Source organism: Spirulina major PCC 6313 (genome assembly GCF_001890765.1).
Taxonomy (GTDB): domain Bacteria; phylum Cyanobacteriota; class Cyanobacteriia; order Cyanobacteriales; family Spirulinaceae; genus Spirulina; species Spirulina major.
Map to the genome: position 1 here is coordinate 4,734,505 of NZ_KV878783.1, position 25,263 is coordinate 4,759,767.

The 25,263-nt window shown below is 55.2% G+C and carries 18 protein-coding genes; 6 read left to right on the top strand and 12 right to left on the bottom strand.

Annotation, left to right across the window (positions count from 1 at the left end):
* Positions 1 to 20 precede the first annotated feature (20 nt).
* The 3 genes from mazF to SPI6313_RS20975 all read right to left on the bottom strand — a co-directional run bounded on the left by mazF (position 21) and on the right by SPI6313_RS20975 (position 1,795).
* The gene (gene mazF / locus SPI6313_RS20965; protein WP_072622746.1) at positions 21 to 365 is read right to left on the bottom strand and encodes an endoribonuclease MazF; all 345 of its coding nucleotides are present in this window, start codon (positions 363 to 365) and stop codon (positions 21 to 23) included.
* On the bottom strand, positions 359 to 601 hold the full coding sequence (locus tag SPI6313_RS20970) for an AbrB/MazE/SpoVT family DNA-binding domain-containing protein (protein WP_072623264.1): 243 nt from the start codon (positions 599 to 601) through the stop codon (positions 359 to 361). Before SPI6313_RS20970 ends, mazF begins: the two co-directional genes overlap by 7 nt.
* 144 nt (positions 602 to 745) lie before the next feature.
* Positions 746 to 1,795, bottom strand: coding sequence for an NAD(P)-dependent alcohol dehydrogenase (locus tag SPI6313_RS20975; RefSeq protein WP_217650694.1), 1,050 nt, complete (start codon positions 1,793 to 1,795; stop codon positions 746 to 748).
* 127 nt (positions 1,796 to 1,922) lie between these two features.
* Here SPI6313_RS20975 and SPI6313_RS20980 point away from each other — a divergent pair, with 127 nt between their 5' ends.
* Positions 1,923 to 2,585, top strand: coding sequence for a TetR/AcrR family transcriptional regulator (locus SPI6313_RS20980; RefSeq protein WP_072622748.1), 663 nt, complete (start codon positions 1,923 to 1,925; stop codon positions 2,583 to 2,585).
* A gap of 112 nt (positions 2,586 to 2,697) precedes the next feature.
* Here the strand turns inward: SPI6313_RS20980 and SPI6313_RS20985 are convergent, their stop codons facing one another.
* Genes SPI6313_RS20985 through SPI6313_RS20995 form a run of 3 tightly spaced genes read right to left on the bottom strand, consistent with a single transcriptional unit; the run spans position 2,698 to position 6,041 of the window.
* A complete protein-coding gene (locus tag SPI6313_RS20985; protein ID WP_217650695.1) occupies positions 2,698 to 3,567 on the bottom strand; it encodes a PhzF family phenazine biosynthesis protein in 870 nt (289 codons plus the stop codon).
* A gap of 46 nt (positions 3,568 to 3,613) precedes the next feature.
* Entirely contained in the window at positions 3,614 to 4,489 is an 876-nt protein-coding gene (locus SPI6313_RS20990) for an ABC transporter permease (protein WP_072622749.1), read from the bottom strand.
* Between the two features lie 31 nt (positions 4,490 to 4,520).
* Positions 4,521 to 6,041, bottom strand: coding sequence for a bifunctional ADP-dependent NAD(P)H-hydrate dehydratase/NAD(P)H-hydrate epimerase (locus tag SPI6313_RS20995; protein WP_072622750.1), 1,521 nt, complete (start codon positions 6,039 to 6,041; stop codon positions 4,521 to 4,523).
* Positions 6,042 to 6,613: 572 nt separating this feature from the next.
* Between SPI6313_RS20995 and SPI6313_RS21000 the strand changes: the two genes are divergently transcribed.
* Positions 6,614 to 10,753 (top strand): PAS domain-containing hybrid sensor histidine kinase/response regulator, encoded by a 4,140-nt coding sequence (locus tag SPI6313_RS21000; RefSeq protein WP_084669140.1) that lies wholly within the window; start codon positions 6,614 to 6,616, stop codon positions 10,751 to 10,753.
* Here the strand turns inward: SPI6313_RS21000 and SPI6313_RS21005 are convergent.
* The 4 genes from SPI6313_RS21005 to SPI6313_RS21020 all read right to left on the bottom strand — a co-directional run bounded on the left by SPI6313_RS21005 (position 10,731) and on the right by SPI6313_RS21020 (position 17,571).
* Entirely contained in the window at positions 10,731 to 13,481 is a 2,751-nt protein-coding gene (locus SPI6313_RS21005) for a CHAT domain-containing tetratricopeptide repeat protein (RefSeq protein WP_084669141.1), read from the bottom strand. The genes SPI6313_RS21000 and SPI6313_RS21005 overlap by 23 nt on opposite strands.
* Positions 13,482 to 13,580: 99 nt before the next feature.
* Positions 13,581 to 14,243, bottom strand: a complete 663-nt coding sequence (locus tag SPI6313_RS21010; protein ID WP_072622752.1) for a class I SAM-dependent methyltransferase — start codon at positions 14,241 to 14,243, stop codon at positions 13,581 to 13,583.
* A gap of 10 nt (positions 14,244 to 14,253) precedes the next feature.
* Positions 14,254 to 15,930: a GTPase HflX gene (gene hflX, locus SPI6313_RS21015; RefSeq protein WP_072622753.1), complete on the bottom strand. Its 1,677-nt coding sequence runs from the start codon at positions 15,928 to 15,930 to the stop codon at positions 14,254 to 14,256.
* A 411-nt stretch (positions 15,931 to 16,341) separates the two neighbouring features.
* Positions 16,342 to 17,571, bottom strand: coding sequence for a glycosyltransferase (locus tag SPI6313_RS21020; RefSeq protein ID WP_342751659.1), 1,230 nt, complete (start codon positions 17,569 to 17,571; stop codon positions 16,342 to 16,344).
* 287 nt (positions 17,572 to 17,858) lie between these two features.
* Here SPI6313_RS21020 and SPI6313_RS21025 point away from each other — a divergent pair, with 287 nt between their 5' ends.
* The 3 genes from SPI6313_RS21025 to SPI6313_RS21035 all read left to right on the top strand — a co-directional run bounded on the left by SPI6313_RS21025 (position 17,859) and on the right by SPI6313_RS21035 (position 21,888).
* Entirely contained in the window at positions 17,859 to 19,040 is a 1,182-nt protein-coding gene (locus SPI6313_RS21025) for an RNA-guided endonuclease TnpB family protein (protein WP_072622754.1), read from the top strand.
* Between the two features lie 149 nt (positions 19,041 to 19,189).
* Positions 19,190 to 20,044 (top strand): class I SAM-dependent methyltransferase, encoded by an 855-nt coding sequence (locus SPI6313_RS21030; protein WP_072622755.1) that lies wholly within the window; start codon positions 19,190 to 19,192, stop codon positions 20,042 to 20,044.
* A 188-nt stretch (positions 20,045 to 20,232) separates the two neighbouring features.
* The gene (locus tag SPI6313_RS21035; RefSeq protein ID WP_072622756.1) at positions 20,233 to 21,888 is read left to right on the top strand and encodes an ABC1 kinase family protein; all 1,656 of its coding nucleotides are present in this window, start codon (positions 20,233 to 20,235) and stop codon (positions 21,886 to 21,888) included.
* Between the two features lie 190 nt (positions 21,889 to 22,078).
* Here SPI6313_RS21035 and SPI6313_RS21040 read toward each other — a convergent pair whose 3' ends face one another.
* Entirely contained in the window at positions 22,079 to 23,641 is a 1,563-nt protein-coding gene (locus tag SPI6313_RS21040) for a SpoIID/LytB domain-containing protein (protein ID WP_072622757.1), read from the bottom strand.
* Positions 23,642 to 23,888: 247 nt separating this feature from the next.
* Positions 23,889 to 24,410 (bottom strand): pentapeptide repeat-containing protein, encoded by a 522-nt coding sequence (locus SPI6313_RS21045; RefSeq protein WP_072622758.1) that lies wholly within the window; start codon positions 24,408 to 24,410, stop codon positions 23,889 to 23,891.
* A gap of 388 nt (positions 24,411 to 24,798) precedes the next feature.
* Between SPI6313_RS21045 and uraH the strand changes: the two genes are divergently transcribed.
* A complete protein-coding gene (gene uraH, locus SPI6313_RS21050) occupies positions 24,799 to 25,158 on the top strand; it encodes a hydroxyisourate hydrolase (RefSeq protein WP_072622759.1) in 360 nt (119 codons plus the stop codon).
* The last annotated feature ends 105 nt before the right edge of the window (positions 25,159 to 25,263 follow it).

Below are 25,263 nucleotides of genomic sequence, written 5' to 3' on the forward strand. Positions count from 1 at the left end.
TCAGCGTCTGTTCATGATTGTTACAGCAACAACGGCTCGATTTTAGCTTGCACTTCCTCAATTACACTTTCCGGTGCAACCTCGACAAATTGAATACGACGAGCTTTCCAGTCTAAACATTTGATTTGATCTGCAAGAATAACCCCTTGGATGCGCAAGACAGATGGCAAAAGAACCTCAAAAGGGTATCCTTTTTGTTGTTTTGTAATAGGCATCAACAAAGCCAGAGAGCTTTTCTCATTATAACCGAGAGGCGATATAACAAAGGCTGGTCTATGTCCCCTCTGCTCATGCCCCTTGGTTGGATCAAAGTCCAGATAAACGATGTCTCCCCGGCTCGGAATATGTATTTCTTGTGCTACCAAACTTCATTCCCCACCGCTATGCCGCTATCAATTTCAGTATGGAGATTCTCCGGTGTGATTCCATTGATAAGCTCATCCAGCGAATACCGCTTGCGGTTTCTAGGCTTCATGACTAGCGTTCCATCTACTACACCAAGATCTATTTCAACACCTTCGGTTAAGTGGATCTCCTTGGCCAAATTCTGCGGGATACGAACAGCAAGACTGTTCCCCCACTTTGCAACAGTCGCAACCATAGTTTGAATCTCCATCTAGCGCAACGAACTTGCAGACTCTGCCCGTTTTTAAACAAACATATATACAGAGTATCTACAATATAGCAATGGATCAATTTGTTGGACAAGCATCCTACACAAAGTCATTGGCGACAGTGGGATCAGCTACGTTAGCGGTGTTGTTTCAGCAGGGTCATTATGAACTGCGATCGCAACTTTGCCGCAGATTTGCCGCGCTTCTAATGCCCGGATCGCTGCTGGAGTCTCAGCGAGGGGATAGGTGCGATCGACCCAGGGCACAACTTGACCCGCTTCGACCAGATCCGTCAAACGCTGCAAATCTTCAGGATTCGGCTCGGATACCAGACCTTTGATCGGGTGGCCTGTCCATTTTGCGATCGCTGATCCCAAGAGCATCACCTGAAAAAATCGCGCCGTGGAACCGCCCACGAGGACATAGGTTCCGGAGGGGGTGAGGGCGGGGAGCCAGTCGAATACCGATCGATAGGCGGCGGTGTCGAGGATGAGATCGTAGGGGCCATCTGCGATCGCGGCTTCACCGCTGGCGAAAATGCGATCGTAGCCGTGCGATCGTACCTGTTCCACCTTCGCCGCATTACAAACCCCCGCCACCTCCGCCCCCAACGCTGCCGCGATCTGGAGCGCGAACGACCCCACGCCCCCCGCCGCCCCGTTAATCAGGACCCGTTGCCCCGGTTGCACCTGTCCCACGGTCTGCAACCCTTGCAACGCCGCCAGCGCCGACACCGGAACCGTCGCCGCCGCCTCAAAACCCAGATTCACAGGTTTCAACGCCAACGATGCCGCCGGTACGCAAACATACTCCGCAAACCCGCCAAACCCAGATTCCGACAAGTCCCCATAGACCGCATCCCCTGGCTGAAACTCCGTCACCGCCGTGCCCACGGCTGCCACCCGCCCCGTCATGTTGGAGCCGAGAATCTGGATTTTGGGCGTGAACAAACCACCATAGATCAACCGCACGAGCCAGGGTGTACCGCGCATCAAATGCCAATCCCCGGCATGGACAGAGGTGGCATAGACCCGCACGAGGACTTGATCCGCTGCGGGGCTGGGCTTGGGGACGGTTTGCAACGAGAGGACATCGGGACCACCGTAGCGCGTTTGGGCGATCGCTCGCATCGTCACGGGTTGCTCGGTACGGGATTGAGACGGTGTGAACGCTGGAGCCATAGGAACCTCAAAAATCTAGGGATGGGTAATGGGGACGATGAATCGTGACCCCCTTACGCTTACAGTGTAAGTTTAACTTACGACGTAAGTTTGTCAAGATACAGCTTAGGCAACCCACCTACATCCAATGTCCAACCCTCCATCCTCCCCAACCCAACCCCTCAGCCGCGATCGCATTCTCCACACCGCCCTCCACCTCGTAGACAATGGCGGCATCGCTGCCCTTTCGATGCGTAAACTTGCCGAAGCCCTGGGGGTCAAAGCCATGTCCCTCTATAACCACGTCGCCAACAAAGACGACATCCTCGATGGCATCATCGATCGCGTCATCGGCGAAATTGACCTGCCCCCCCGCGATACCGACTGGCAAACCGCGATGCGCCACCGGGCTTGCTCCGCCCATCGGGTTTTGATGCGCCATCCCTGGGCCGCGTCGGAAATTATGGCGCGGGTGAATGTGGGGCCGGCGATGTTGCGTTACATTGATGCCACGTTGGGCTGCTTGCGGGCGGCGGGGTTTTCCTTTGAATTGGCTGATCAGGCGTGGAATGCGATCGATAGCCACATCTACGGCTTCACCCTCCAGGCGTTAAATTTTCCCTTCGAGGCCGCCGACTACGCCACCGCCGCCGAGCAATATCTCGCGATGATTCCCCCGGAACAATACCCCCACATGAACGCCCTCACCCACCAGGTGATCGCGGGACAGTACGACGGCATTCACTCGTTTGAATTCGGCTTAGATTTAATTTTGCAGGGGTTAGAAACACTGCGCCAAACGGCTCCGTAGGGTGTCGTTCACGAAGCGTAACGCACCGTTGGCTGTGATGCGTGCGGCTCAACGCGATCGCACAATTGTGATCGGGCCGCCACAACGAGATCAAGCGCTGCGGTTCAGTCCCCTACGCCATTAAACGGGCCGTGCCAGAAATGCGGATCGAACTGCCGGGAATGGGGGAAATTTCCGCCCTGAGGAGCGATCGCATCCCCATATCTTCCCCCTGCACCACATCGATCGCGCCCTGATGGGGCCAGCCTAGATCACGAAGATACCCCCCCAATGCTGCCGTAGCCGCCCCTGTGGCCGGGTCTTCATATACGCCCCCGGAGGCGAACGGGTTGCGGGTGTGAAAGCGTTGGGGGGTTTCGGCATAGGCTAACAGAATGGTGATGATCTTGGCTCGCTCCATGAGGACGCGACCGGCTTCGAGGTCGTAGGCCATGGCGGCGAGGGTGTCCCGGCGTTTGAGGCCGAGCAGGAGATGATTCGCCCCGCCGTGGATGTAGGCCGGGGGGAGGTTGGGATCGAGGTCGTCGGGGGTGTAGCCCAAGAGGTGCAGGGCTGCGGCGACCAGTGGCGGCGCGGCGGCGGTGCTGTGGGTGGGGGGAGATTGGAGGGCGGCGGCGATAATGCCGTCCTGTTGATGACCGTCTACGGTGATTGCTGCGTCGTTGAGGATGAGTTTAAACGTGCCGTTGCCCCGTTCCAGGGCTAGGGCTGCACCGAGGGCGATCGTGGCATGGCCACAAAAAGGAACTTCTGAGGCGGGGGAAAAATACCGGACGCGGAAGGCATCGCCTATGGGGGCGGCAAAGGCCGTTTCTGAAAAACCCACATCAGCGGCGATCGCTTTCATCTCCGGTTCGCTCGGATGCTGCGCTGTAATTAAAACCCCGGCAGGATTTCCCCCGATCGCGCCATCGGAAAACGCCGCAATTCTTTGCACCAGGTTTGACAGGGGAATGGGTTGCATATCTCGATGGGTAATCATTGGGTGTGATCGATGGGTTGGGGTTGAAATACTCTACCGCGTGGGACTAACTGCCGCGATCGGTGGGGGGGTTGAAAATTTCGCTGAGGCCTTCTCCCATGAGCGAAAGGCCGGTGACAAGGCAGGTCATCGCTAAACCGGGAAAAAGGGCTGTCCACCAAATCCCCGTCGGCAGGGCATCGAGGGCGAGACGGAGATCGTAGCCCCATTCCGGGATGTCGGGAGGAAGGCCTAAGCCGAGGAAGCCGAGGCCGCCCAGGATCAGGATCGCATCGGCGGCGTTGAGAGTGAAGAGGACGGGGACGCTTTGGATGACGTTGAGGAAGAGGTATTTTGAGAGGATGTGGAGGGGGGAAGCTCCCATGGCGCGGGCGGCTTCGATGAAGAGTTCGGTTTTAACGCTGGTGGTATGGTTGCGAACGACGCGGAAATATTGGGGAACGTAGGAGATACTGAGGGCGATCGCCGCATTAAACACCCCACGCCCCACTACAAACGCCAACGTCACCGACAGAAGGAGACCCGGCAGGGTATAGATCGTATCCATCAAAAAAATCAACAGACGATCCACCCGTCCCCCCAGATAGCCACTCACCAACCCCAAGGGCACACCGATCAGCAGCGAAAGGGTGGTGGCGATCACCACCACATGGAGGGCCGCCCGTGACCCGAAGAGGGTACGGGAAAACACATCATACCCTTGGCGGCTCGTGCCGAACCAATGGGCGGCGCTGGGGGGTTCGTGGAGGGGGTTAGTGAGGAATTCTTGGGGGTCGGCGATCATGCCCCACTGGGCGAGAAGGGGGGCGGAGAGGGCGGTCAGGATAAATAGACCCGTAATCACAGCCCCGATCACCATCAGATGTCGGGAGAGGGAGGGGCGTTTAAAGAACTGCAACCAGCGTGCATTCGAGGCTACCATCGGCAATCCAAAATCATGGGCAAGAACGGCTTTATTCTCCCATTGCTGCGATCGCTTTGGGTACTGTTTGGGCCAGGGTGAGGGGATCGACGGCGAGTTCACTCTCGCTGTGGGCGATGAGGCGACCGGCTTGGGCGTGGCAGGTGGCGGCGGTGGCGGTGATGTGATCGAGGGGGGCGGTGGGTTGAGCGAGGAGGCCACCGAGGAGGCCCGTGAGCACATCGCCGCTGCCGCCACGGGCAAGGGCGGGGGTACTTTCTGGGATGAGCCACAGGTTTCCGTCGGGATGGGCGATCGCCGTGCGTGCCCCTTTGAGCAGGACGATCGCCCCCGTTTGAGCAGCGGCAGCGGTGGGGGCCGTGAAGCGATCGCCCCCGTCCACATCGGGAAACAGGCGGCGAAATTCTCCCAGGTGGGGCGTGAGGATCGTCGGGGCGGGGCGGGTTTGGAGGGTGGCGATCGCGTCGCGTTGGGCCAGCAGATTTAAGCCATCGGCATCGAGGAGCAACGGCACAGGAACTGAGAGGAGCGCAGTGAGGAGATCGGGGACATCCTGAGTTAAGCCGGGGCCGAAGGCGATCGCATCATAACGGCTCAGGTCACAATCCGTCGGCAGCGAGGCGATCGCCCCCGTGGCTGTCTCCGCACACCCGATCACCAACGCCTCCGGAACCTGCGCCACCAAAAGCACCGCGAGGGACTCCGGTACTGCGATCGACAGCATCCCCACCCCACTAGCCCGCGCCCCCAACGCCGCCAGCATCGCACTTCCCCCATAGCGCCGCGACCCACAGATTAACAAAAGATGCCCCTGTTGATATTTATGGGTGACGGGGGGACGGGGAAGGGGCAAGCTAGCGCGGGCCTGGGTTGTCGTCCAAATTTGATGGGGCGGAGTGGAGCCGAGTTCAGCGGCGATCGCCTGGGGGGGAATGCCAAACTCCACCAACTGCACCGCCCCCAAATAGGGCAAGGCCGCCTCTTGAAAACAGGCCCGCTTCCACAGTCCTAAACAGAGCGTCTCCGTAGCCCGCACCGCCACCCCCAACACCGCCCCCGTATCCGTATGAATCCCCGACGGCAAATCAATACTGATCACAGGGGTTTGGCTCTCGTTGAGGGCGGTAATCTCAGCCGCGAGATCCCCCGCGATCGCCCGCGTCAAACCGAACCCAAACAGCCCATCAATAATCAGATCACAATGGATCAACTCCGCCAGGCTTGAGACGGTGGGAATCTGTACATAGGCGGCATAGGTGCGATGCTGCGCGGTCAAGGGCTTGCAGCGCGAAAACGGGCAATACAGCAAAACCGAACGGCCCATTAATGCCAATTCTCGCGCCACCACGAGAGCATCGCCGCCATTATGGCCAGGGCCGACGAAGATACCGAAGGACTGCGATCGCGCCCCCACCGCACTGGCTAAAATGCGTTGCACCATCAGCCCGCCCACCTTCTCCATCAACGCCGCCACCGGCATTTCTGCCCCAAACAGTTGCAACTCAATTCGGCGCATCTGGTCAGCCGTTACAATGGGATACTGTCGATTCATGGGGTTTATTGATAGCTCAGCACCTAACGCAATTCTTGTAGCACAGGATCAGCCTCAAGCATCACAACTCAGAGTTATTTCAGGCACGCCTGTATAATAGTCACAGTCTAGGCTTAATCCTTTCAAGTCACCCATGTATCGAGCCGGAATCGCTTCGGCAACGTGAGCCAGCCAGAAGATCCGGCAGGCTGAAGGATTTTGAGTCTTTTGCGGCAGCAACGCGATCGCAACCCAGCCCTTTTTGATCGGATTCAAACCACTTTAGTCCATTGTGGCTATTTTGAATTTTGTTAAAAAATAAAAAAAATTATGAACATTTAACAATATTCAAATCAGGTCAAAAGTCTAGAAGCTAAAGGGTATCACCGAATACGATACGATGGGATCTTACCCATCCCATAGATACTGATTTCGTCATTCGTCGATTTGCACGTTCTCTGATTGTCATTTCCAAATGTCCTATCAATCAAGTCTAAAGCAGATCAGCGCCCACAAAACACGCCAGGTTGCTCTATTTTTGTTAATCTTTCTTGATCAAGTCACGATCGGTAGACCTCCCTCGTCAAACAAACATGAGTCTTGAAAAAAAATCCCAGTTATCCCATGCCAAGCAATGGAATTCAAAAAAGGTATTCGTACTGATTGCCTTAATTGTTTTGGGATTTTTGGGGAACTACTATAAGATTTCTTTATTTTTTGGTGTTGATTTTATTTTCGGAGAAATTGCAGTTTTTCTCGTTCTGTACTTTTATGGCTGGATGTGGGGCAGTCTGGCCGGACTGGTGGCTGGTTTTTGTACCTATATTTTGTGGAATCATCCCTATGCGGTGATCATTTTTACCCTTGAAGCTATTTTTGTGGGATGGGGGTTACAGCGCCGCCAGTGGAACATGGTTTCCTTGGTTTTATTCTATTGGCTATTGATCGGCATTCCACTGGTGGTGATTTTTTATGGTGGCCTCTTGCCGATGTCCACCAATGGTGTCATTTTAGTGGCCCTAAAACAACCCGTTAATGCGATCGCCAACGTCTTAATAGCGCAATTATTCATTTATTTACTGCCCCTCTTTCCTTATTTTAAATATCAACGTTCCCATGGCACTCGCCTCTTTCAGGAATTATTGCTCACTGTTTTTATAGCCTTTGTCTTTTTCCCATCTCTCTTTGTGATGGTCCTTAATGCTCAACAGTCTTTGACGAACTTAGAAACTGAAATTCAAACCGAATTAGACGTAGCATCCTACCCTTTAATTAATAATCTTAATTTTTGGTACGACCAGCATGAAGATGCGATCGCCAACCTCACAACCGCTAGCCAAACGGCCACCCCAGAACAACTGCAACTCGCATTGAGAACAACGCAACAAAACCTACCCTCCCTCAGCCAAATCACACTGTGGGATGGCAATCAAAACACCATCGCCAGCACCTCCCCCCTAGACACCCCCAACCTCACACCGTTCACCCCCCCCCTAGACACCCTCAAGCAACCCCAAGCCCGTTTAGAGCTTGGGACGAGCGATCGCCCCCCCCAACTGCACTTTTACTATCCCGTCCTCGCGGATCTCGACCCATCCACCACCGCCCCCCCCGTCATCCATGCCCGGCTCAACCTCCAGCATGTCACCGAACTCCTCCGCAGCAAAAACAGGATCGGGAACCTCCAAGCCATTCTCCTCACCCAAAGCAACGAACTGATCACCACCAGTTACCCCTTAGCCGAAGCCCAAAAAATGATCTCCGAAGGGGAGATTCGCCAGGTTAATGAGCACATTGTTCACTGGCTGCCAGAACCCCGTCCCAACGTCCCGATCATGACTCGATGGCGGCAGTCGTTCTACAGCACAGACTTAACCATGGGCAATCAACTGCCCTGGATTTTACGGGTACAAATCGCCACCACCAACCATATCAACGGCCTCGAGCGCATCTACATCCGATCTTTGGCAATGATTTTAGCGATCGTCGGAATTGCCCTCGCCATTGCCACCCTCCTCAGCCGCCGTTTTAGTCGTCCCCTCCTCAACCTTGCCAAACTGACCACCAACCTCCCGGCCAAACTCTTTGACACCTCAACCCCCCTTCAACCTTTCGGCAGTCAGACCACCTACATCCACGAGATCAAAATCCTCACGGAAAATTTCAACCTGATGGCCCACGCCCTCCGGCAAAAGTTTGACGAACTACAACAAACCAAAAGCAGCCTCGAAGACCGCGTCCAAGAGCGCACCCATGAGCTTGTCAAACTCAACGCCGACCTCATCGTCCAAATCCACGAACGGCAGCGCATTGAAAATATTCTCCGCGAACGAGAAGAACGCTACGATCTCGCGATTTCAGGCACCAATGATGGGATTTGGGATTGGGATTTGCGAACCAATTCCGTGTATTATTCGCCGGCTTGGATGCGCATTCTTGGCTATGCGGATCACCCCTTACCCCATACCGTAAAAACCTGGTCAGAACGGGTGCATCCTGATGATCTTGATCTCGCATTTACAGATATTCAACGCCACCTTGACGGTCAAACCTCGCTCTATCAAAATATCCACCGTTTGAAGCATTATGACGGGGAATATCGTTGGATTGAAGCGAAAGGCAAATGTATTAAAGAAACCCACAGTAAACCCCATCGTCTCGTCGGAACTATCACTGATATTACCAAACGAAAACAGGCCGAAGAAGCCCTGTATTTAGCCAAAGCAGATGCAGAATTAGCCAACCGCACTAAAAGTGAATTTCTTGCCATGATGAGCCATGAAATTCGCACGCCGATGAATGCGGTCATTGGCATGACGGGCCTGTTACTCGATACACCGTTAAATCATCAGCAATATGATTTTGTGGAGACGATTCGCACCAGTGGTGATGCGTTGTTGACGCTGATTAATGACATTCTGGATTTTTCTAAAATTGAATCGGGCAAACTTGAACTAGAACAGCAGTCGTTTCAACTGCGGAGTTGTATTGAAGAATCCCTGGATTTGTTGGCTTCCCGTGCGGCGCAGAAAAATCTTGAGTTGGCGTATTTAATGGAGTCGGATGTCCCGGAACTGGTGGTGGGAGATGTGACCCGGTTACGGCAAATTTTGGTGAATTTGGTGAGTAATGGGGTGAAGTTCACGGAGCAAGGTGAGGTGGTGGTGAAGGTGTCGGTGAATTGGCCGGAAATGGTGCCCATCGCGGATCGTGATCAGACTGTGGTGACGTTGCATTTTCAGGTGCAGGATACGGGGATTGGGATTCCGAGCGATCGCCACCATTGCCTGTTCCAAGCCTTTAGCCAAGTGGATGCTTCAACGACCCGTCATTACGGCGGTACGGGTTTAGGCTTGGTGATCAGTAAGCGGCTCACTGAAGTGATGCAGGGGACGATGTGGGTTGACAGTGAAGTCGGCATCGGCTCGACGTTTCATTTCACCATTCCGATCCGCACTGATGGGGTAGATCCACGTTCTCACGACTCCCCAGATACTAATCCGCTCCAGGGGAAACGGGTGTTAATCGTTGATGATAATGCAACCAATTTGCAAGTGTTATCGCTCCAACTGCGCAGCTTTGGCATGCAGTCCTATGTGGAACAGTCGGGGGTGATGGCGCTGGACTACTGCACCCATCATCCGGTGGATCAAGAAGTGGATGTGATGATTCTGGACATGAATTTGTCGGATTTTGATGCTGAAACCCTGGCGAAACGGGTGCGATCGCAATGGCCGAAACTGCCGATCGTGATGTTGATGTCGATTAATGCGGTGAGAACGGTGAAAACATTCGATTCATTCAGTCCCTTGGTGGGGTATCTCCATAAACCGATTAAACAATCGCAACTGTATAATGCCCTTGTGAAAGCCCTCTATCCGCCGTTAGATGATATTGCCCAGAAGATTATGAACCAGACGAATGAAGTGCCGCTGGCCCAAACGGTTCCCCTCAGAATTTTATTGGCGGAAGATAATGTGGTGAACCAAAAAGTCGCGTTGAGCATTTTGCAAAAGCTGGGCTATCGGGCGGATGTGGCGGCGAATGGCTTGGAGGTGTTGGAGTCGTTGGCGCGGCAGTCCTATGATGTGGTGCTGATGGATGTGCAGATGCCGGAAATGGACGGCCTAGAGACGACGCGCCATATTTGTAGTGAATGGCCTGAGGCCCAGCGTCCGTATATTATTGCGATGACGGCGAATGCGATGCAGGGCGATCGCGCCGCTTGCCTGGATGCGGGGATGGATCATTATTTGAGCAAGCCGATTAGCCTCCCCGCCTTGATCGAGGCCCTTGGCACGGTGCATCAACATCACCTGGATACCCTGCAACAACGTCCGGAACCGTCGGCTTCGGTGTTGGATGGGGCGGTGTTGGATGAGTTGCGGATGATGGGGGGTGATGGGGCCAATGCGTTGATGGTGGATCTGATTGATTCCTATTTAGAGATTGTGCCGGATCTGTTGGCCAAGATTGAGGCGGGGGTGATGCACTGGGACTATGACCAGCTTCAGCGGGCGGCCCATTCGCTGAAGTCGAGTAGTGCTTCGTTGGGGGCGAGTTACCTGGCGGAACTGTGCCAAGCGTTGGAGCGGTTGGGGCGATCGCGCATTAGCGATGGGGTGGCTGAGTTATGGTCGCAAATCCAAGGGGAAGTGGAGCGCGTCCAAGCGGCAATGGCCCAAGAACGCCAAAAATACGCCGCCCCGGCTACCCCGCCCCAACCACTGTAAATCCGGCCCAATCTTTCGCGGCGGGATAGGTGGCGCGGGTGGTGAGCATGGCATGGCGTAGGGCGATCGCCGGATCAGCCTGACCCTCCCACTGGCGATAAAACTCCGTCATCAACAGAGCCGTAGGTTGATCGGGCACGGCCCACAGGGAGACGATCACCCGCTGCGCCCCTGCCCCTAAAAATGATCGCGCCAACCCCACCACACCATCCCCCGTCAATTGACCGCGCCCAGTATTGCAGGCACTGAGCACCACTAAATCGGCGTTGATCTGCTGCTGGAGGATGTCGAGGGAGGTGAGCAGGCCGTCATGGTGGTCATCGGGAGCGAGGGCGATCGCACCGGGGAGCGATGACCACAGGGGGATTTCATCCAGGAGGCCATGGGTGGCGAGGTGGATCATGTCGGCCTGCTGAAGGCGTTGCAGCACGGTGGTTTCGGTGGCGGCGTTGCCCAAAAGAGGGGCAGTGTTGAGGAGGGCGGCGATCGTCTTGGCTTCCGCTTCTGTACCGGGGAGGGCGGCGAGGCTTTGGGGGGGTTGATTCAGCCCCGCGCTGAGGCTGGGCATGGTGGGATTCCCGACGATCAGGGGATGGTGGGGCGGGCGATCGCGCCGCCCCCGCAGCAGGGCCAGGGTCTGAATCGAAGGGGCGGTGGTGATGGTATGGCGGGCGATCAACGGCTGTCCGGTTTGATCCACCAGGGCGGCGAAGGGCACTAAAAACAGGGTGTCTTGGGGGATAATCGCCACGACGTGATTCGGGTCGGTGGGGAGTTCGGCGGCGATGGGGGCGATCAGGGTTTGGTAGAGGGTGGTGAGGGCGGTGGGGATGCGATCGCCCCGTTGCCCCAACACTTGATTGCGCGTCCGCACCACCGTATCGCTGACCGTATCATCGGGGTTCGCATCGAGGGGGGTCAGGGTTTGGGCGTGAAATGCGATCGCTCCCGTCGGCTGCACCGTCCAGATATAGAGGGTTTGCTGATCAATGAATGAATATTCCACCAGGGTGGCCTGGGTGGTGCGAGCGATGGCGCGAATCCCGGCTAAGTCCGGCGCAGTTTCCAGCGAGGGGCGATCGCTCCGGTCTCCCAACAATTCCAAAAACGCACGAGCGCGGCCCTGTTCTGCCACCACCAAGGCCGCCTCTGGGTCTTGATGAGCGATGTAGGCCCGTTGCAAGGCTTGGTAGGCGGTGCGGGTTTGGTCAAACAGGGCCACTTGGCTCCCATCGCTGAGGCCCGGTTGCAAGGCTTCGAGGGTTTGGATCGATCGGTGTAACAGGGCGATCGCCTCATCTCGCTGACCCTGGTTGAGGCGCAATTGACCCAAATGCCGCTCGGCAAAGGCCAGGGCGATCGCATTGCCCGTCTTCGGCCCCTTCACCACGGCCTGATACCGATGTTCCGCCGCCGTGAGATCCCCCTGTTGCTCGTAGTGATGGCCCAAATTACTCAAGGCCACCGCGATCCCCGCTGCGTCCCCCGTGGCTTGATACTGTTCGAGGGCTTCGGTTTGCAGGGCGATCGCTGCCTTGTAGTTCCCCTGTTCGGCATAAATCTGCGCCAAGCTGCTACGGGTCAAGGCCCGCGCCGCCTCATTCCCCAACGCCGTAAAAATCCTCTCCGCCTCCCGAAACAGATTCAGCGCCGTGGTGAGATCCCCCTCCCGCTGATACATCCGCCCCAAATTAAGCACCGTCAACGCCTGCCCCGCCTGCTGTTGATCCGTGGGGATTGTGCGCCCCAAGGGGGCCCGCACCGCTAATTCTTGATGGATAATCACCGGACTGAGAAGGGATTGCCCCAAGGTATCCCGCAACAGTTCCAATTCCAGGGGCGGCGGCGTGTCGTCGGTTTTCGATAACCAGGTTTGATGCAGTTGGTACGCCTGTTGTGCGGTTTCGAGGGCATCGGAGGCCTGGCCCAAGCTAAAAAAGAGGGTGCTTAAATTGTTTAAAATTGCCGCTTCTTCGCCCAAATAGCGCACCCCCGCCTCGGCTAACTCATGAATAATCCCTAAGGCATCCTGATAGGCCCGCAGGGCGGCGGCGGGTTGGTTGGCGTTGGCATAGACGACACCGATGTTATTGAGGGTATAGGCGGAGCCGATTTTGTCGGTTTTGGCGATTTGGAGGGCGAGAACGGTTTGATAGTCCTGGAGGGCGGGGGGATATTGTCCGGCTTGAAAATGCAGGGCCGCGATCGCCGTCCGGGTGTAGATCTCGCTGGTCTGTAAGGCGCTGATATCTTGGCCCGGTTCGGATTGGGATTGTTGAAACCGATCGAGGGCGGTTTGATAGGCCTGAAGGGCGCGATCGCGCTCCCGCAAATCGCCATAGGCTTCGCCTAAATATTGGTAGGTATAGCCTTGATACAGGACATTTTGATCGCGTTCAAACAGGTCTAACGCCGTTTTGAATTGTTCTAGGGCTTGCTTCGGTTCGCGGCGGGCCAGATGCACTTCACCAATGCCATTAAAACTATTCCCCATCCCCCCATAGGCATCATGGGCGCGAAAGAGGGCGATCGCCTCGCGATAGGTGGCGATCGCCCCGTCCCCATCCCCATTGCGGTATTGATCGTAGGCCTGCTGATTCAGATAAACCGCTGTGGTAATCTCCGCCTGCGCCGCCTCGGACAATTCCTGCGCATGACCAGAGGGTAAGGCAAGCACCATCCCCACCGTCAGCATTACCAGACAACAAAACCCTAAAACGCGCTTCATCGTGCCAGCCTACCCAACGCAAAATAACGTTCATTTTAACCGCGCCCGCTGCAATACTCTCTGGTAGGGGGAGCCGTATCCATCACTCCAGAAATCGTTTTAAGCGGGCGAGGGTGGGGCGATCCGCTCAAACACCGTCAGACTCTCCACCTCGCACACACAGCGAAATTCGGGATCAGGACAGATCACCGCTTCCATATAGTGCTGGCAGGCGTGGCGGCCACCACGGGTGTCATGGAGGGCGACGATGCTGCCGGGGCTGAGGTGCGATCGCCACGCTTCCCAATCTCCTTTTAAACCCTCGTAGGAATGATCCCCATCGACAAACAGAAAATCCACCGGTGGGAGATCCTGGGCCGCTTCCACCCCGGTTTTCTGCACCCAAATGACGCGACCGGCGGCGCGTTGGCTCACTTCCCGCCGGGCGATCCACTGGTGAAAATTAATCCCCAACTTGCCGGGAAAATAGGGGTCAATGGCGTAATACACCCCCGCCGGACTCATCACCTGGGTTAAGTCTCGCGCCGTCACCCCTTCATGCACCCCGATTTCGGCTAAACAGGTTTTTTGGGTGGCCAGTTCCACCAGGGCAGCCCGTTCGGCGGCGGACGTTTCAGTGTGGGCGCGGCGAAGTCCTAATTGATAGCGAACCCAATTGAGAGAGGAGCGATTTTCAAACATTGTGACCGTCACGGGTGAATCTGAGGCATGGGGGTGAATGGCCCTGGCCACATCGACGATATCACACCCAATTGATCCCATCTCGCCCTCGCTACACTTGGGCGACGAGTTCCCCCAGGCGTTGGCGGAGGGTGGTGAGGCCGATGCGATCGCGGGCGGCAATATACACCGCATCAGGATAGAGGGTTTGGGCTGTTTCAAGGGTATCACTCCCCACCTGATCGAGCTTGTTAAAGGCGATCAAGCTCGGCCCCGGTACGATTTCCATTTCAGCCAAAATCCCCTCCACGGCGTTGATCTGATTCTGCCAGGCCGGATGGGACAGATCCACCACATGGAGCAGCACATCAGCTTCGGTGACTTCTTCGAGGGTGGCACGAAAGGCATCAATTAACGACGGGGGCAGTTCGTGGATAAAACCCACGGTGTCGGTGAGGAGGATGGTTTGGATGTGGTGGCTGTCGGGGTCTTCGAGAATGAGGCGGCGGGTGGTGGGGTCGAGGGTGGCGAAGAGTTGGTCAGCGGTATAGACTTCGGCGTTGGTGAGGGTGTTGATCAGGGTGGATTTACCGGCGTTGGTGTAGCCGACGATCGCAACGGTGGCGATTTCTCGCTGTTGGCGTTGGTGGCGCATCCGGGAGCGGTGGGCTTGGAGTTGGGTGACTTCTTTTTGTAAGCGGGTAAGGCGGCGTTGGATTGTGCGGCGTTCGGTTTCGAGCTTAGTTTCACCGGGGCCTCTTGTCCCGATTCCGCCCCCTAAGCGGGACATGGCTTGACCGCGCCCGGTGAGGCGGGGTAGTTGATATTCCAGTTGAGCGAGTTCCACCTGTAGTTTCCCGGCTTGGGATTGGGCCCGCTGGGCGAAGATATCGAGGATCACTTCGGTGCGATCGACAATGCGCACGCCGATTTGTTTTTCAAGGTTGCGGCCTTGGGCGGGGGACAGATCCCGGTCAAAGACAATTAAGGTTGCGCCGAGGGTTTGGGTGGCGATCGCAATTTCCTGCACCTTCCCCGCTCCCACCACGGTTTGGGGATGGGGTCGCGCCCGTTTCTGGATGATGGTTTCCAACACATCCCCCCCCGCCGTATCAATCAACCGCCCCAATTCGGCCAGGCGGTCCTCCACTGTTTGCCCACCGTCCCCGGTATCCAAACCAATCAGCACGACGCGATCGTGATCGCTGTCCACCTGCTGAGCAGTAAACTCCCGCTCAAACTCCGCCTCTAACCCCTCCACCAGGTCTAAAAAGTCCTGCTCGGCGAGGTCTTCAATTCGGGTCGCGGCAGACACGGCCCAAGGGTCGCCATCGGGTTGCGGCAACAGATGCGCCACATAGGCCGCCTCAACATAGCCCGTCACGCCCCCGCCCCGCCGCTCGAACCCATCCCCCGTCAGGGTCAATTCCACCAAGGCATCTAATCGCTGCACCACCATCGCTGTCAGGTGTTCCTCGCTGGGGGGCGTGTCTTTCAAGCTGGTGGCGACGCAGCGAATCCCACACAGCCGCTCTGCACCGTAGCGGGGTAATTCCGACGGCGGGATCTGGGTTTGACGAGGGGAGCCGATCCCAACCCGGATCACCTGGCCGCGTCGATTCACGTAGGCGCAGAGGGGTTGGCGAATTTCGGTGCTGATGGCGGCGAGGCGCTGGGCAAAGTCGGCGGTGGTGAGGCAGTCTTGGGGGAGCCGCTGTTGATAGAGTCGCCGCAATTGTTTGATGTGGCTGGATTTTAGCCCTTGGGTGCTGCCGTAGATTGTATCGATGGTGGGTTTGGGGTAAGTGAGTATAGATCAGCCATCATTGTAATCAGAGATGCCCACGGAAGATCAAGACAGGACGCGATCGCACCTTGGCCCTAGTGTCTTGTCTAGCTTAAAAAGGTGAGTTGTTATCCAGAGGGGTGAGGGTCGTCGAACCCCGGAGCACCAGACTTCGACTTCGCTCAGTCTTCAAGTTACTTGCCATCTGAGGCTAGACAGTCCACTAGGGCAGCGTCAACGCCAAGAATTAGGCTGCTTGTAGGGTGCTGTTAGCGCAGCGTAACCCGCCGTCACCATGAGCTTTGGCTATTCAAGACGATCCGAATATCACGTCTTGACTCTGCCCCAGTCTTGCCGCCGCCATCGCTCAAACCCTCGCAGCGTTGAGCCTCCAGGGGCTAGCGCTGCCTTGTCTCACGGGACTTTCTGCAATTGATTGTAGGTGGCGGCCAGGGTTTGGCCGCGTTGACTCCAACTGTAGAGGGTTTTAACCCGCTCTTGACCCGCTTTCCCCATTTGCTGCCCTAATTCCGGTTGGGTGGCTAACTGCTGTAGGGCTGCGGCCATGGCTTGCACGGCTTGCTCTGGATTTAGGGCCGGAATCTTAAACCCGGTTTCTGGGACAACTTGGCGATCGGGCCCCCCTAGGGCGAGGCAGATCACGGGCCGACCGGCGGCCATGGCTTCTAAACAAACCCAGCCGCCGGAATCGTGGAGGCTGGGATGGATGAGGGCGTGGGATTGGCTGAGATAGGCGATCGCTTGATCACGGGGCACGCGGCCGGTGAATTTCACCTGGGACCCCACACCCAAGTCTTGGGCCAGTTGGGTGAGGTGCGATCGCTCCGGCCCATCCCCCACAATCCAATATTCCGCCGTCGGCACCTGAGCCGCCGCAAAGGCACGAATTCCCAAATGAATCCCCTTCCAATGCAACAGCCGCGCCATCGTAATCGCCCGCAACGGCTCCGGCGCGGGCCATTCACAGGCCGCCAAGCGTTCAATTTCCGCCGCCGCCATCCCCGATTCCGGCGCAAGCTCCACCGCCGGACAACCCAGTTTTTTGAGGCGATCGGCGGTGTCGGTGGTGGTGGCCTGTACCCGCTGACACCGCCGCGCCGTCATCCCCGTGAAGGGGTCAAGCTCACCAAGGCGATGGGCCAAGACCCGCACCCATTCGTACACCTTGGCCCGCAGGCTGAAATCTTGCCAAAACGCCGCCGGAGCCATTTCGCCACCCCCCACCGGCCCCCAGAGCATCGGAATCGGCAACAACGATAAAAAGCTCGGTGTGGAATAGCGCACATAGGTGACGTGATGGATCGCATCAAACATCACCTCTTGATGGCTCTGTTTGGCAACAAAATAGGCGCGAATCTGCCAGAGATAGTAGTGAAGATGAACCCCGAAGAGCGATCGCTTCCACACCCCCTCCCCCCACACCGGACAATCAATCACCTGCACATTGGGAATCGGATTCTGCGCCAACTCTTCCCGAATCAGCGCCACATTATCCTGACGGGTCAGCAACCACACCTGATGATACTGCGCCACTTCCCGCATAATATTCCAACCCACTCCCGGTTCAGACCCCATATGCGGGCGACAGGCATAGGCAGAGATGAGAATTTTCAAGGGTTTCATCAAAACACGCCTCTTCATGGATCAACCTTGGCAAAGTTTAACCCATCCCCTCAATCCTTGAAATGATCCATGGGGCCTTTGAATGGGGTTAAAGGGCTTGACGTGAGAGATGCGATCGCAGCACCGCAAATCCATCATGGCACCGCCCAGACAGGCAGAAGATGCGAGAAATCATTACGAAAATACTCGATAGCTTGAAAGCCCTGAGGTTTTAACCCAGGGATGAAAAGCAACGGCGAATTTATTCGCCTTTACCCAGATAGGTAACAAGCTGCTAAAGTAGTCCAATGCCACAAGTCACGACTACCCTCAAGCTCAAGTTCCTTGACCTCAACCAGGTCAAGGCCGACTTGTTTGCCCAGACGACTGCGGAATGTACCGCTCTGGCAAACAGGTTGCTTAAGATGCCCCTGACTGAGCGGCGCAAGCTAACCACGGCAAAAGTTGTCACCGCTCTATCTTCGGCCCTGGCTAATCAGGTGATCCGCAATGCAACGTCTAAGTCTGCCAAAAAGGTTAAACAGTATCGACTGATGCTGCCTGAGGTTAACAAGCAGAACTGGAAAGTGGCCAAGGTGGGTGATACCTACTCGCTCAGTTTCCCCACAATTAAAGGGGTGAAGCGAGTGCCCTTAGAGATAGCGCATCCCCATCACGCAGCAGTGCTAGACAGGCTGTTGGTGAGGGATGAAGCCCTTGAAAAGGGGTCACTCAAGCTAGCCAAGCGCCGGGGTCAGTGGTATGCGCTGTGCAGCATCACCCAGGATGTTCCTGAGGTGAAATCAGTGCATCGGGTGGGTTGTGACCGTGGACAGAACAACGTCGCCGTCGTTGCCACCCCTGAAGGGAAGTCAATTTTCTTCAAGGGTGGTGAGGTCAAGCATCGGCGCAGGCGGTTCCAAACACTGAGGACTGAGCTACAGAAGGCTGGCAAAAAGCGGGCTATCAAAAAGCTCAACAATAAAGAGTCTCGTTGGATGCGTGAAGTTAATCACGCCATCAGCAAGGCGATTGCTCGGTTTGCGGACTACCATAATGCCGATGTGGTCATGGAGGATCTGTCCGGATGCCGGGGTACGATGCGGCAGTCCAAGCAACAGCGGGCTGATGCTGGCAATAACCGCCATCGATGGGCCTACTATGACCTACAGCTAAAGACGGCGTACAAAATGGAGTTATTGGGTAGGCAGCTAATTCTGCGCCCTGCTCCGTACACTAGTCAATCAGACTCACGCAACGGCATTCTAGGGAAGCGAAGTGGTCACACCTTCACGGGGTTTGACGGCTGGCAAGCGAACAGCGATTGGAACGCTGCCCGGAATATCGCTAAGTGGGATGGATTTGCATGTCCTCTGGGGCTATACGTTCCAGGGGATGGGGTCTTTGACAGCCCCCAGGACTCCGGTTCTCCCTCGGCTTCAGGTCGTGCAGAAATGCAAATGGGAAACTCAGTGAATACGCAGCGGTAAGCGTGCTGCTGTGGGCTAGAACTGAGAATCCCCGCTCCTTTTGGACGGGGAGTGTCAACAATTATTAAAATTGATTTGATTGCCTAAAAACATCGTTATGATCCTAGGCCATACAGTATTCACATCAACTCGCCACAGCCCGAAATGATATGACGACCACTCAGGACAAGTACAATCGCACGTCAGAACAGATCCGTCTGCATTACGAAACCGAAAAGCGTCTTGCCCAACGTTTGCGGCAGTCCACGAAGGCAGAACGCCAACATCTCTATAGTGAAGTCTACGATGAACTGTATCGCACCATCACCTTTGAGCCTCTCGTTGAACGCAGCAAAAACGCAGAAGCACAAGCCTGGGTCGCTAACTATCGCATGGATCTGCTGCGTCCGTTTCTCAGCCCCGAAAAAACCTATGGTGAAGTGGGACCGGGGGACTGTTGCGTCGCGCTAGCCGTGCAGCCTTTAGTGAAGAAAGTGTATGCTATTGATGTTTCGGCGGAAATTTCCAAGTCCGTGACCTTTCCTGAAAACTTTGAATTGGTGTTATTTGATGGCTGTAATATTCCCTTACCGGATAACAGTTTAGATGTGGCCTATAGTAACCAAGTGATTGAGCATCTACACCCCGATGATGCCGCCGACCAAATCAAAAGTATTTATCAAAAAGTGGCTCCTGGCGGCTATTTTATTTGCATTACCCCGAATCGGTTATCGGGTCCCCATGATATTTCCCAATATTTTGATCAAGTGGCGACCTGTTTTCATTTAAAAGAATATACGACCACTGAGTTGTATCATGTGCTGCGGGATGCAGGTTTTCAGCGCGTTTGGCTGTATAAAAGTCGCAAAACGCAGAATATTAAAATCCCCCTCAATGGGGTGACGTTGCCGATTATTAGTCTGTTGGAATCGGTCACGGATTTGCTGCCGTTTGCCCTGAAGCGTAAAGTGGCGAGTTTGCCGTTATTGTTCCGGAGTATTACGTTGGTGAGTCAGAAACGTTAAGCAGTTTGCAGGGTACGGGGCGAAGGATGCAGCGCGGATCAGGGTTGTGGGTGGGGTGATGGGAACGTTGCTGATCCGATGGGTGCGGGGCTAGTCTGTGTGTCACCCTTGGCGGAGTGTGGGATAATTCAGGGCGTATTGCTGGGATTTTCCCCGTGTTTTTGCTCTGCATCTTTCGCTGATTTCGTATGAAAGCCCCCCGTTGGCAACGCAAAACCTATTCGCCCTGGTCTCGTCAGCTTGATATTTTTGCGTTTATGGCGCAGTTTTTGCTGATGTTGGGGCGCGATCGCCTACTGGGAAATCGCTCGATCCAAACCACTCGCAAGCGAGCACAATGGCTCACCCGTCAACTCCTCGAATTGGGCCCCACGTTCATTAAACTCGGTCAAGCCCTTTCGACGCGGGCGGATTTAATCCCCGTGGAATATACCGAGGCGTTGAGTGAACTCCAAGATCGCGTGCCGCCCTTTGGGTCGGAGGAAGCGATCGCCGTCATTGAAGCAGAACTGGGCAAACCGGTGCAGACTCTGTTTGAAGAGTTCGATCATTTTCCCCTGGCGGCGGCGAGCTTGGGGCAAGTGCATCGCGCCAAACTCCACAGCGGCGAAGACGTGGTGGTGAAGGTGCAACGACCGGGCCTTGAAGCATTATTTAACTTAGATATTGAAGTGTTGCACCGGGTGGTACGGTTACTGAATCAATATTTTCCCAATATTCGTAAATACAATTTAGAAGCACTGTATCATGAATTTTTTGGGCTGCTCTATCAAGAAATTGACTACCTCCAGGAAGGGCATAATGCGGAACGGTTTCAACTCAATTTTAAAGGCTATTCTCATATCTTAGTGCCAAAAGTATATTGGCGATATACCTCAAAAAAGGTGCTCACCCTTGAATATTTACCAGGGATTAAAATTGACGATCGCCGCACCTTAGAAGATTGCAACATTGACCCGGATCAAGTGATTCAATCGGGGGTTTCCTGTTATTTAAAACAACTACTAGAAGATGGCTTTTTTCAGTCCGATCCCCATCCGGGCAATATGGCGGTGCAGCGGGATGGCCGCTTGATTTTCTATGATTTTGGCACGATGGCAGAGGTGAAATCCCTGGCGAAGGATCAGATGATTAATACCTTTTTTGGGGTGCTGAGAAAGGATACGGATGCGGTGGTGGATAGCCTGCTGTATATGGGGTTGATTGAGCCGGTGGGGGATATGGCTCCGGTGAAGCGGGTGGTGGGGTTTGTGTTGGAGCGGTTCCGAGAAAAGCCGGTGGATTTGCGGGCGTTTCAGGAGATGAGTGATGAGGTGTATGTGCTGTTTGAACAGCAGCCGTTCCGCTTGCCGGCGCAGATGATGTTTATTGTGAAATCGATTTCAACCCTAGACGGGATTGCTCGGAGTTTGAACCCCCAATACAATTTAATTGCGGCGAGTAAACCGTTTATTAAAGAGTTAACCCAATCGGTGAATAAAGGGAATTTAGTCCGCAAGGCAGCGAAACAGGCGGCGGCGTTTGTGCAGTATCAATTGACGCGACCGAGTGCAGCCGAAGAAGCGATCGCGCTCTTAGAAAAACGCATCCAACAGGGAGAACTAGAGTTTCGGATTCGCTCCGATGTGGGCGATCGCCTCCTGCGCCGAATTAATCTCGCCCTGAAATGTTTAATCTATGCCTGCATCAGTGGTTCGACGCTGGTGGCGGGGACGGGGTTATTGGTGGGGGGCTATGGGAATTGGGCGATCGTATTATTTTGCGTATCGCTCTTTTGGTTTTTCCTCCTCAGTCGTAACCTCCTCCGCCTCCTCGCCCGCGAACGGATTGAAACGCTGCTGTAATGTTGTTTGACTCTACGATCCCAGTTGGGGGAGCAAGGGACTTTATGAACGTTAAAAATTTAATCCGGTAATTGTGTAGGGTGGGCAATGCCCACCACAAGCCAGTTTTGGAGATCGCGTCTTACCGGATTATTTTCTTAAGCTCCATCAGCCCCTTGTCTTTGCGGTGCGGATCAGCCAGCCGATGCGGTTAATCGGGTTGATAGCGGATAATGTTGGGGGTGAAGGGTTGCAGGGTTGTGCCGGGATAGTAGAACTGGAGGATGCGGCGATAGTCCCAACCCTGGTTTGAGAGGGTATAGGAGCCGTATTGATTGAGGCCAACGCCATGGCCAAAGCCACCACCCACGAAACGATAGCCGCTCAGTGCGCCCTGGGCATTGAGGATCGGGTCAATGTAGAACAGGGTGCTGCGGGGTGGGCCGAGGGCGCTGCGGGCTTCGGTTTTGTGGAGTTCGATTACGCCACGATTGGTGGTGATCGCCAGGGTGCGAATCCGACCGGAGGGCGATCGCTCCGTTACCGCCATGCGGATAATCTGCTGCACGGGGCCAAGGGGATGCTTGGTGACGGTGAGATAGCGATTCAGATCGGCGGTGAGTTCCGGTAAGGTGCTGCTGCGATCCCAGCGAAACACGGGACTATCGGCACCGTTGAAGCCTTGGCGTTGGTTGAGAAATTGACGAATGGCTGGCTCGTTATCCAGGGGCATTTGGGCGAGGTTCCAGGTGGGCGCGATCGCATCGACTCGCGCCCGTAAATACTCCCGCATTTGCCCATCCCAAATATCCTCAAACTGCGCCGTCACCCCCCCCGTATGGGCCGAATAGAGCGCATCGACCAATTCATCTTCATAGGTCAACACCTGGCCCGCTGTGGACTGAATCGCCTGATCCGCCCGCGCCACCGTCCCCGTCAGCCCTTTATAGACCTGACAATGCACCGTTGCACAGAGTTCATAATCGTCCGCCTGAAACCGGCGCGTATTCCGGAGGGCATAGGTGCGGGCGATCACGGTTTGGGCTTGTACCGCCGTGTAGGGAGCTTGGGGGCCAATTTCATGGGGAACCACGCCCCGCAGATAGGTTTCAATATCTACGGTATTCACAAGGGTGAAATTGCCGTAGGCATTGGGTTGAATGCGCATTTGGCCGCCGTAGAGGGTGGTGCCGTCCTCGGTTTGGACGCGGATGCGATCGCTGGGCGTAGTGATCTCGATTTCCTGACGGTTGTAGCGAAAATTGCCCACTTGGAACGACACAATCGGCACTGCATCGAGCACCTCACTTTGGAGATAGGGGTCAGTTTCTCCCCCCTCCCGCAGACTTTCGAGAAGTTTGCGCCGCAGCAATGGCGTGGAATACACATCCCGCTTCGCCCACACTTGCCAGCGTCCCGGCTGGGTCACTTCGACGGCAATGCCCCGCGCCGCCCACTGTTTTGAGGCATCTTCGGCGGTTTCAAAGGTGGCGTGGTCACTGAGGACGATCCATTCTTGGACGACGGGGGAGCCTTGGGGTTGGGGGCGCACCTCTAGGGTGAGGCTGGCGGTGGTTAGGGTTTGGCGATCGCCGTTGGGACTAGGGAAGGAGAGGGTGAGGGGTCGATTGTCGCCGCTACTGAGGGTGAGGCGATCGCCCTGCTCATCACCAAACCGCTGCACCACCCCCACATCCAATTCCGTGACAGCGATCGCAGGCATCGCCCAACCCGTTAACAACGCAGGGATCAACAAAAGCAGCGGCTTAATCATAGAATTCTTCGCTCAAACAGATTACTCAATCCCAACCGAATCGGGATGGTTGTATTGTATCGACTCCCTTCCCACTCCCAACAGTTCCCACCCGACTCCTGCTCCATAGGAAAAACAGTGGCACACATCCGAAGATGTGACCACTGCCAATCTATCCATCCCAAATCTGTCAATCTCTCACGATCAATCGCATTGATCAGGGTTCAAAACGAATCCGAAGAGATGGGACTCGTGACCCTTTTTACGGCTATTCTGCCATCTCTGGTAAGAGATCCGGATTAATTTCGCCATCTTCCCCGCCGATCCCAATCGGCGTATTTTCGATCGTTGCATCGGTAATCACTAAATCAGTGATCGTAGCCCCGGCTAATTGCACATCATTGAGGGTTGCCGCTGTGAAGTTTACCCCATTGAGAATTGCACTATTGAGATTCGTCGCAAACAGCGTTGCATCGGAAAGATCGGTATTGACTAATTCTGCATTAATCAACAGGGTCAGGGTTAAGTCAGCCCCGGTTAAGTCAGCCCCGGTTAAGTCAGCCCCTTCGAGGTTGGTGGCGGTTAAATTTGCCCCTTGAAGATTGGCACTGCGTAAGTCTGCACCAATCAAATGCAGTTCCGAAAGATCGGCGTTAGACAGGTCACATGCCTCGCAGGCCCTGGTCTCTAGAAGTTTTTGCACATCAGCGGGGTTTTCTGCATGACCCAGGCCGGCAAGCCCAAAAACGGTAGCGATGGTGAGTAGCGATGCTGTATATAGGCGACCCATAATAATCCTCCAAAATAATCTCTAATCCTCAACACCATAGGGATTTTTATGCAACCCAATCATCAGAGTCCGCCTGGCAGCAATACCAATTTTCAAAGTTCAGTTCAATGAGATGATCATTGAAAAATCGCCGTTTACGGAACGCTTCGATGGAATGGGATTAATAAATGGCGTGGAACGATTTAACTCTTCTTTAATCATAGCAATCGATGGGAAACCGCACCTCCACCCTGAGGAGGAAATCCCGGAAGTCTTACGAAACGTTGCATAACTTCAAGGGGATGGCCCAAAGTGTTACATTTTGTTGTGCTTGAGTGGGGGGATTCTGCCGCTAAAATGAGGTCGCTAGACTACGCTGGCATGTTATTTCAATCCCTGACTTCAATCTATGGCCGGTTTTCTTACCACCCATGTATTAGATACAGCGAATGGTTGTCCTGCGGCGGGGATGGTGATCGAATTATGGGCGATCGCACCCGATCGCACCCGACACCACCACGCCACCTTCACCACCAACCGCGACGGGCGCACCGATACCCCCGTTCTCCCCCCCGAACACTTTGCGATCGGACAGTATGAATTGATCTTTGCGGTGGCGGATTATTTTCGCGATCGCGCCACCCCCCAAAATGATCCCCCCTTTTTAGACCGCGTGCCCCTTGCCTTCGGCATTGCCGACCCGACGAGCCATTACCATGTGCCGCTCCTCGTTTCCCCCTGGGCCTACAGCACCTATCGCGGCAGCTAACACCCAAGGGCTGTGGACAACACACCAAATCCCGGCGTTGATGATCGCGATCGGCCTTGCAACCTGGATCATCAACCGTGCAAACCCTGACGCGACCCACCCAAC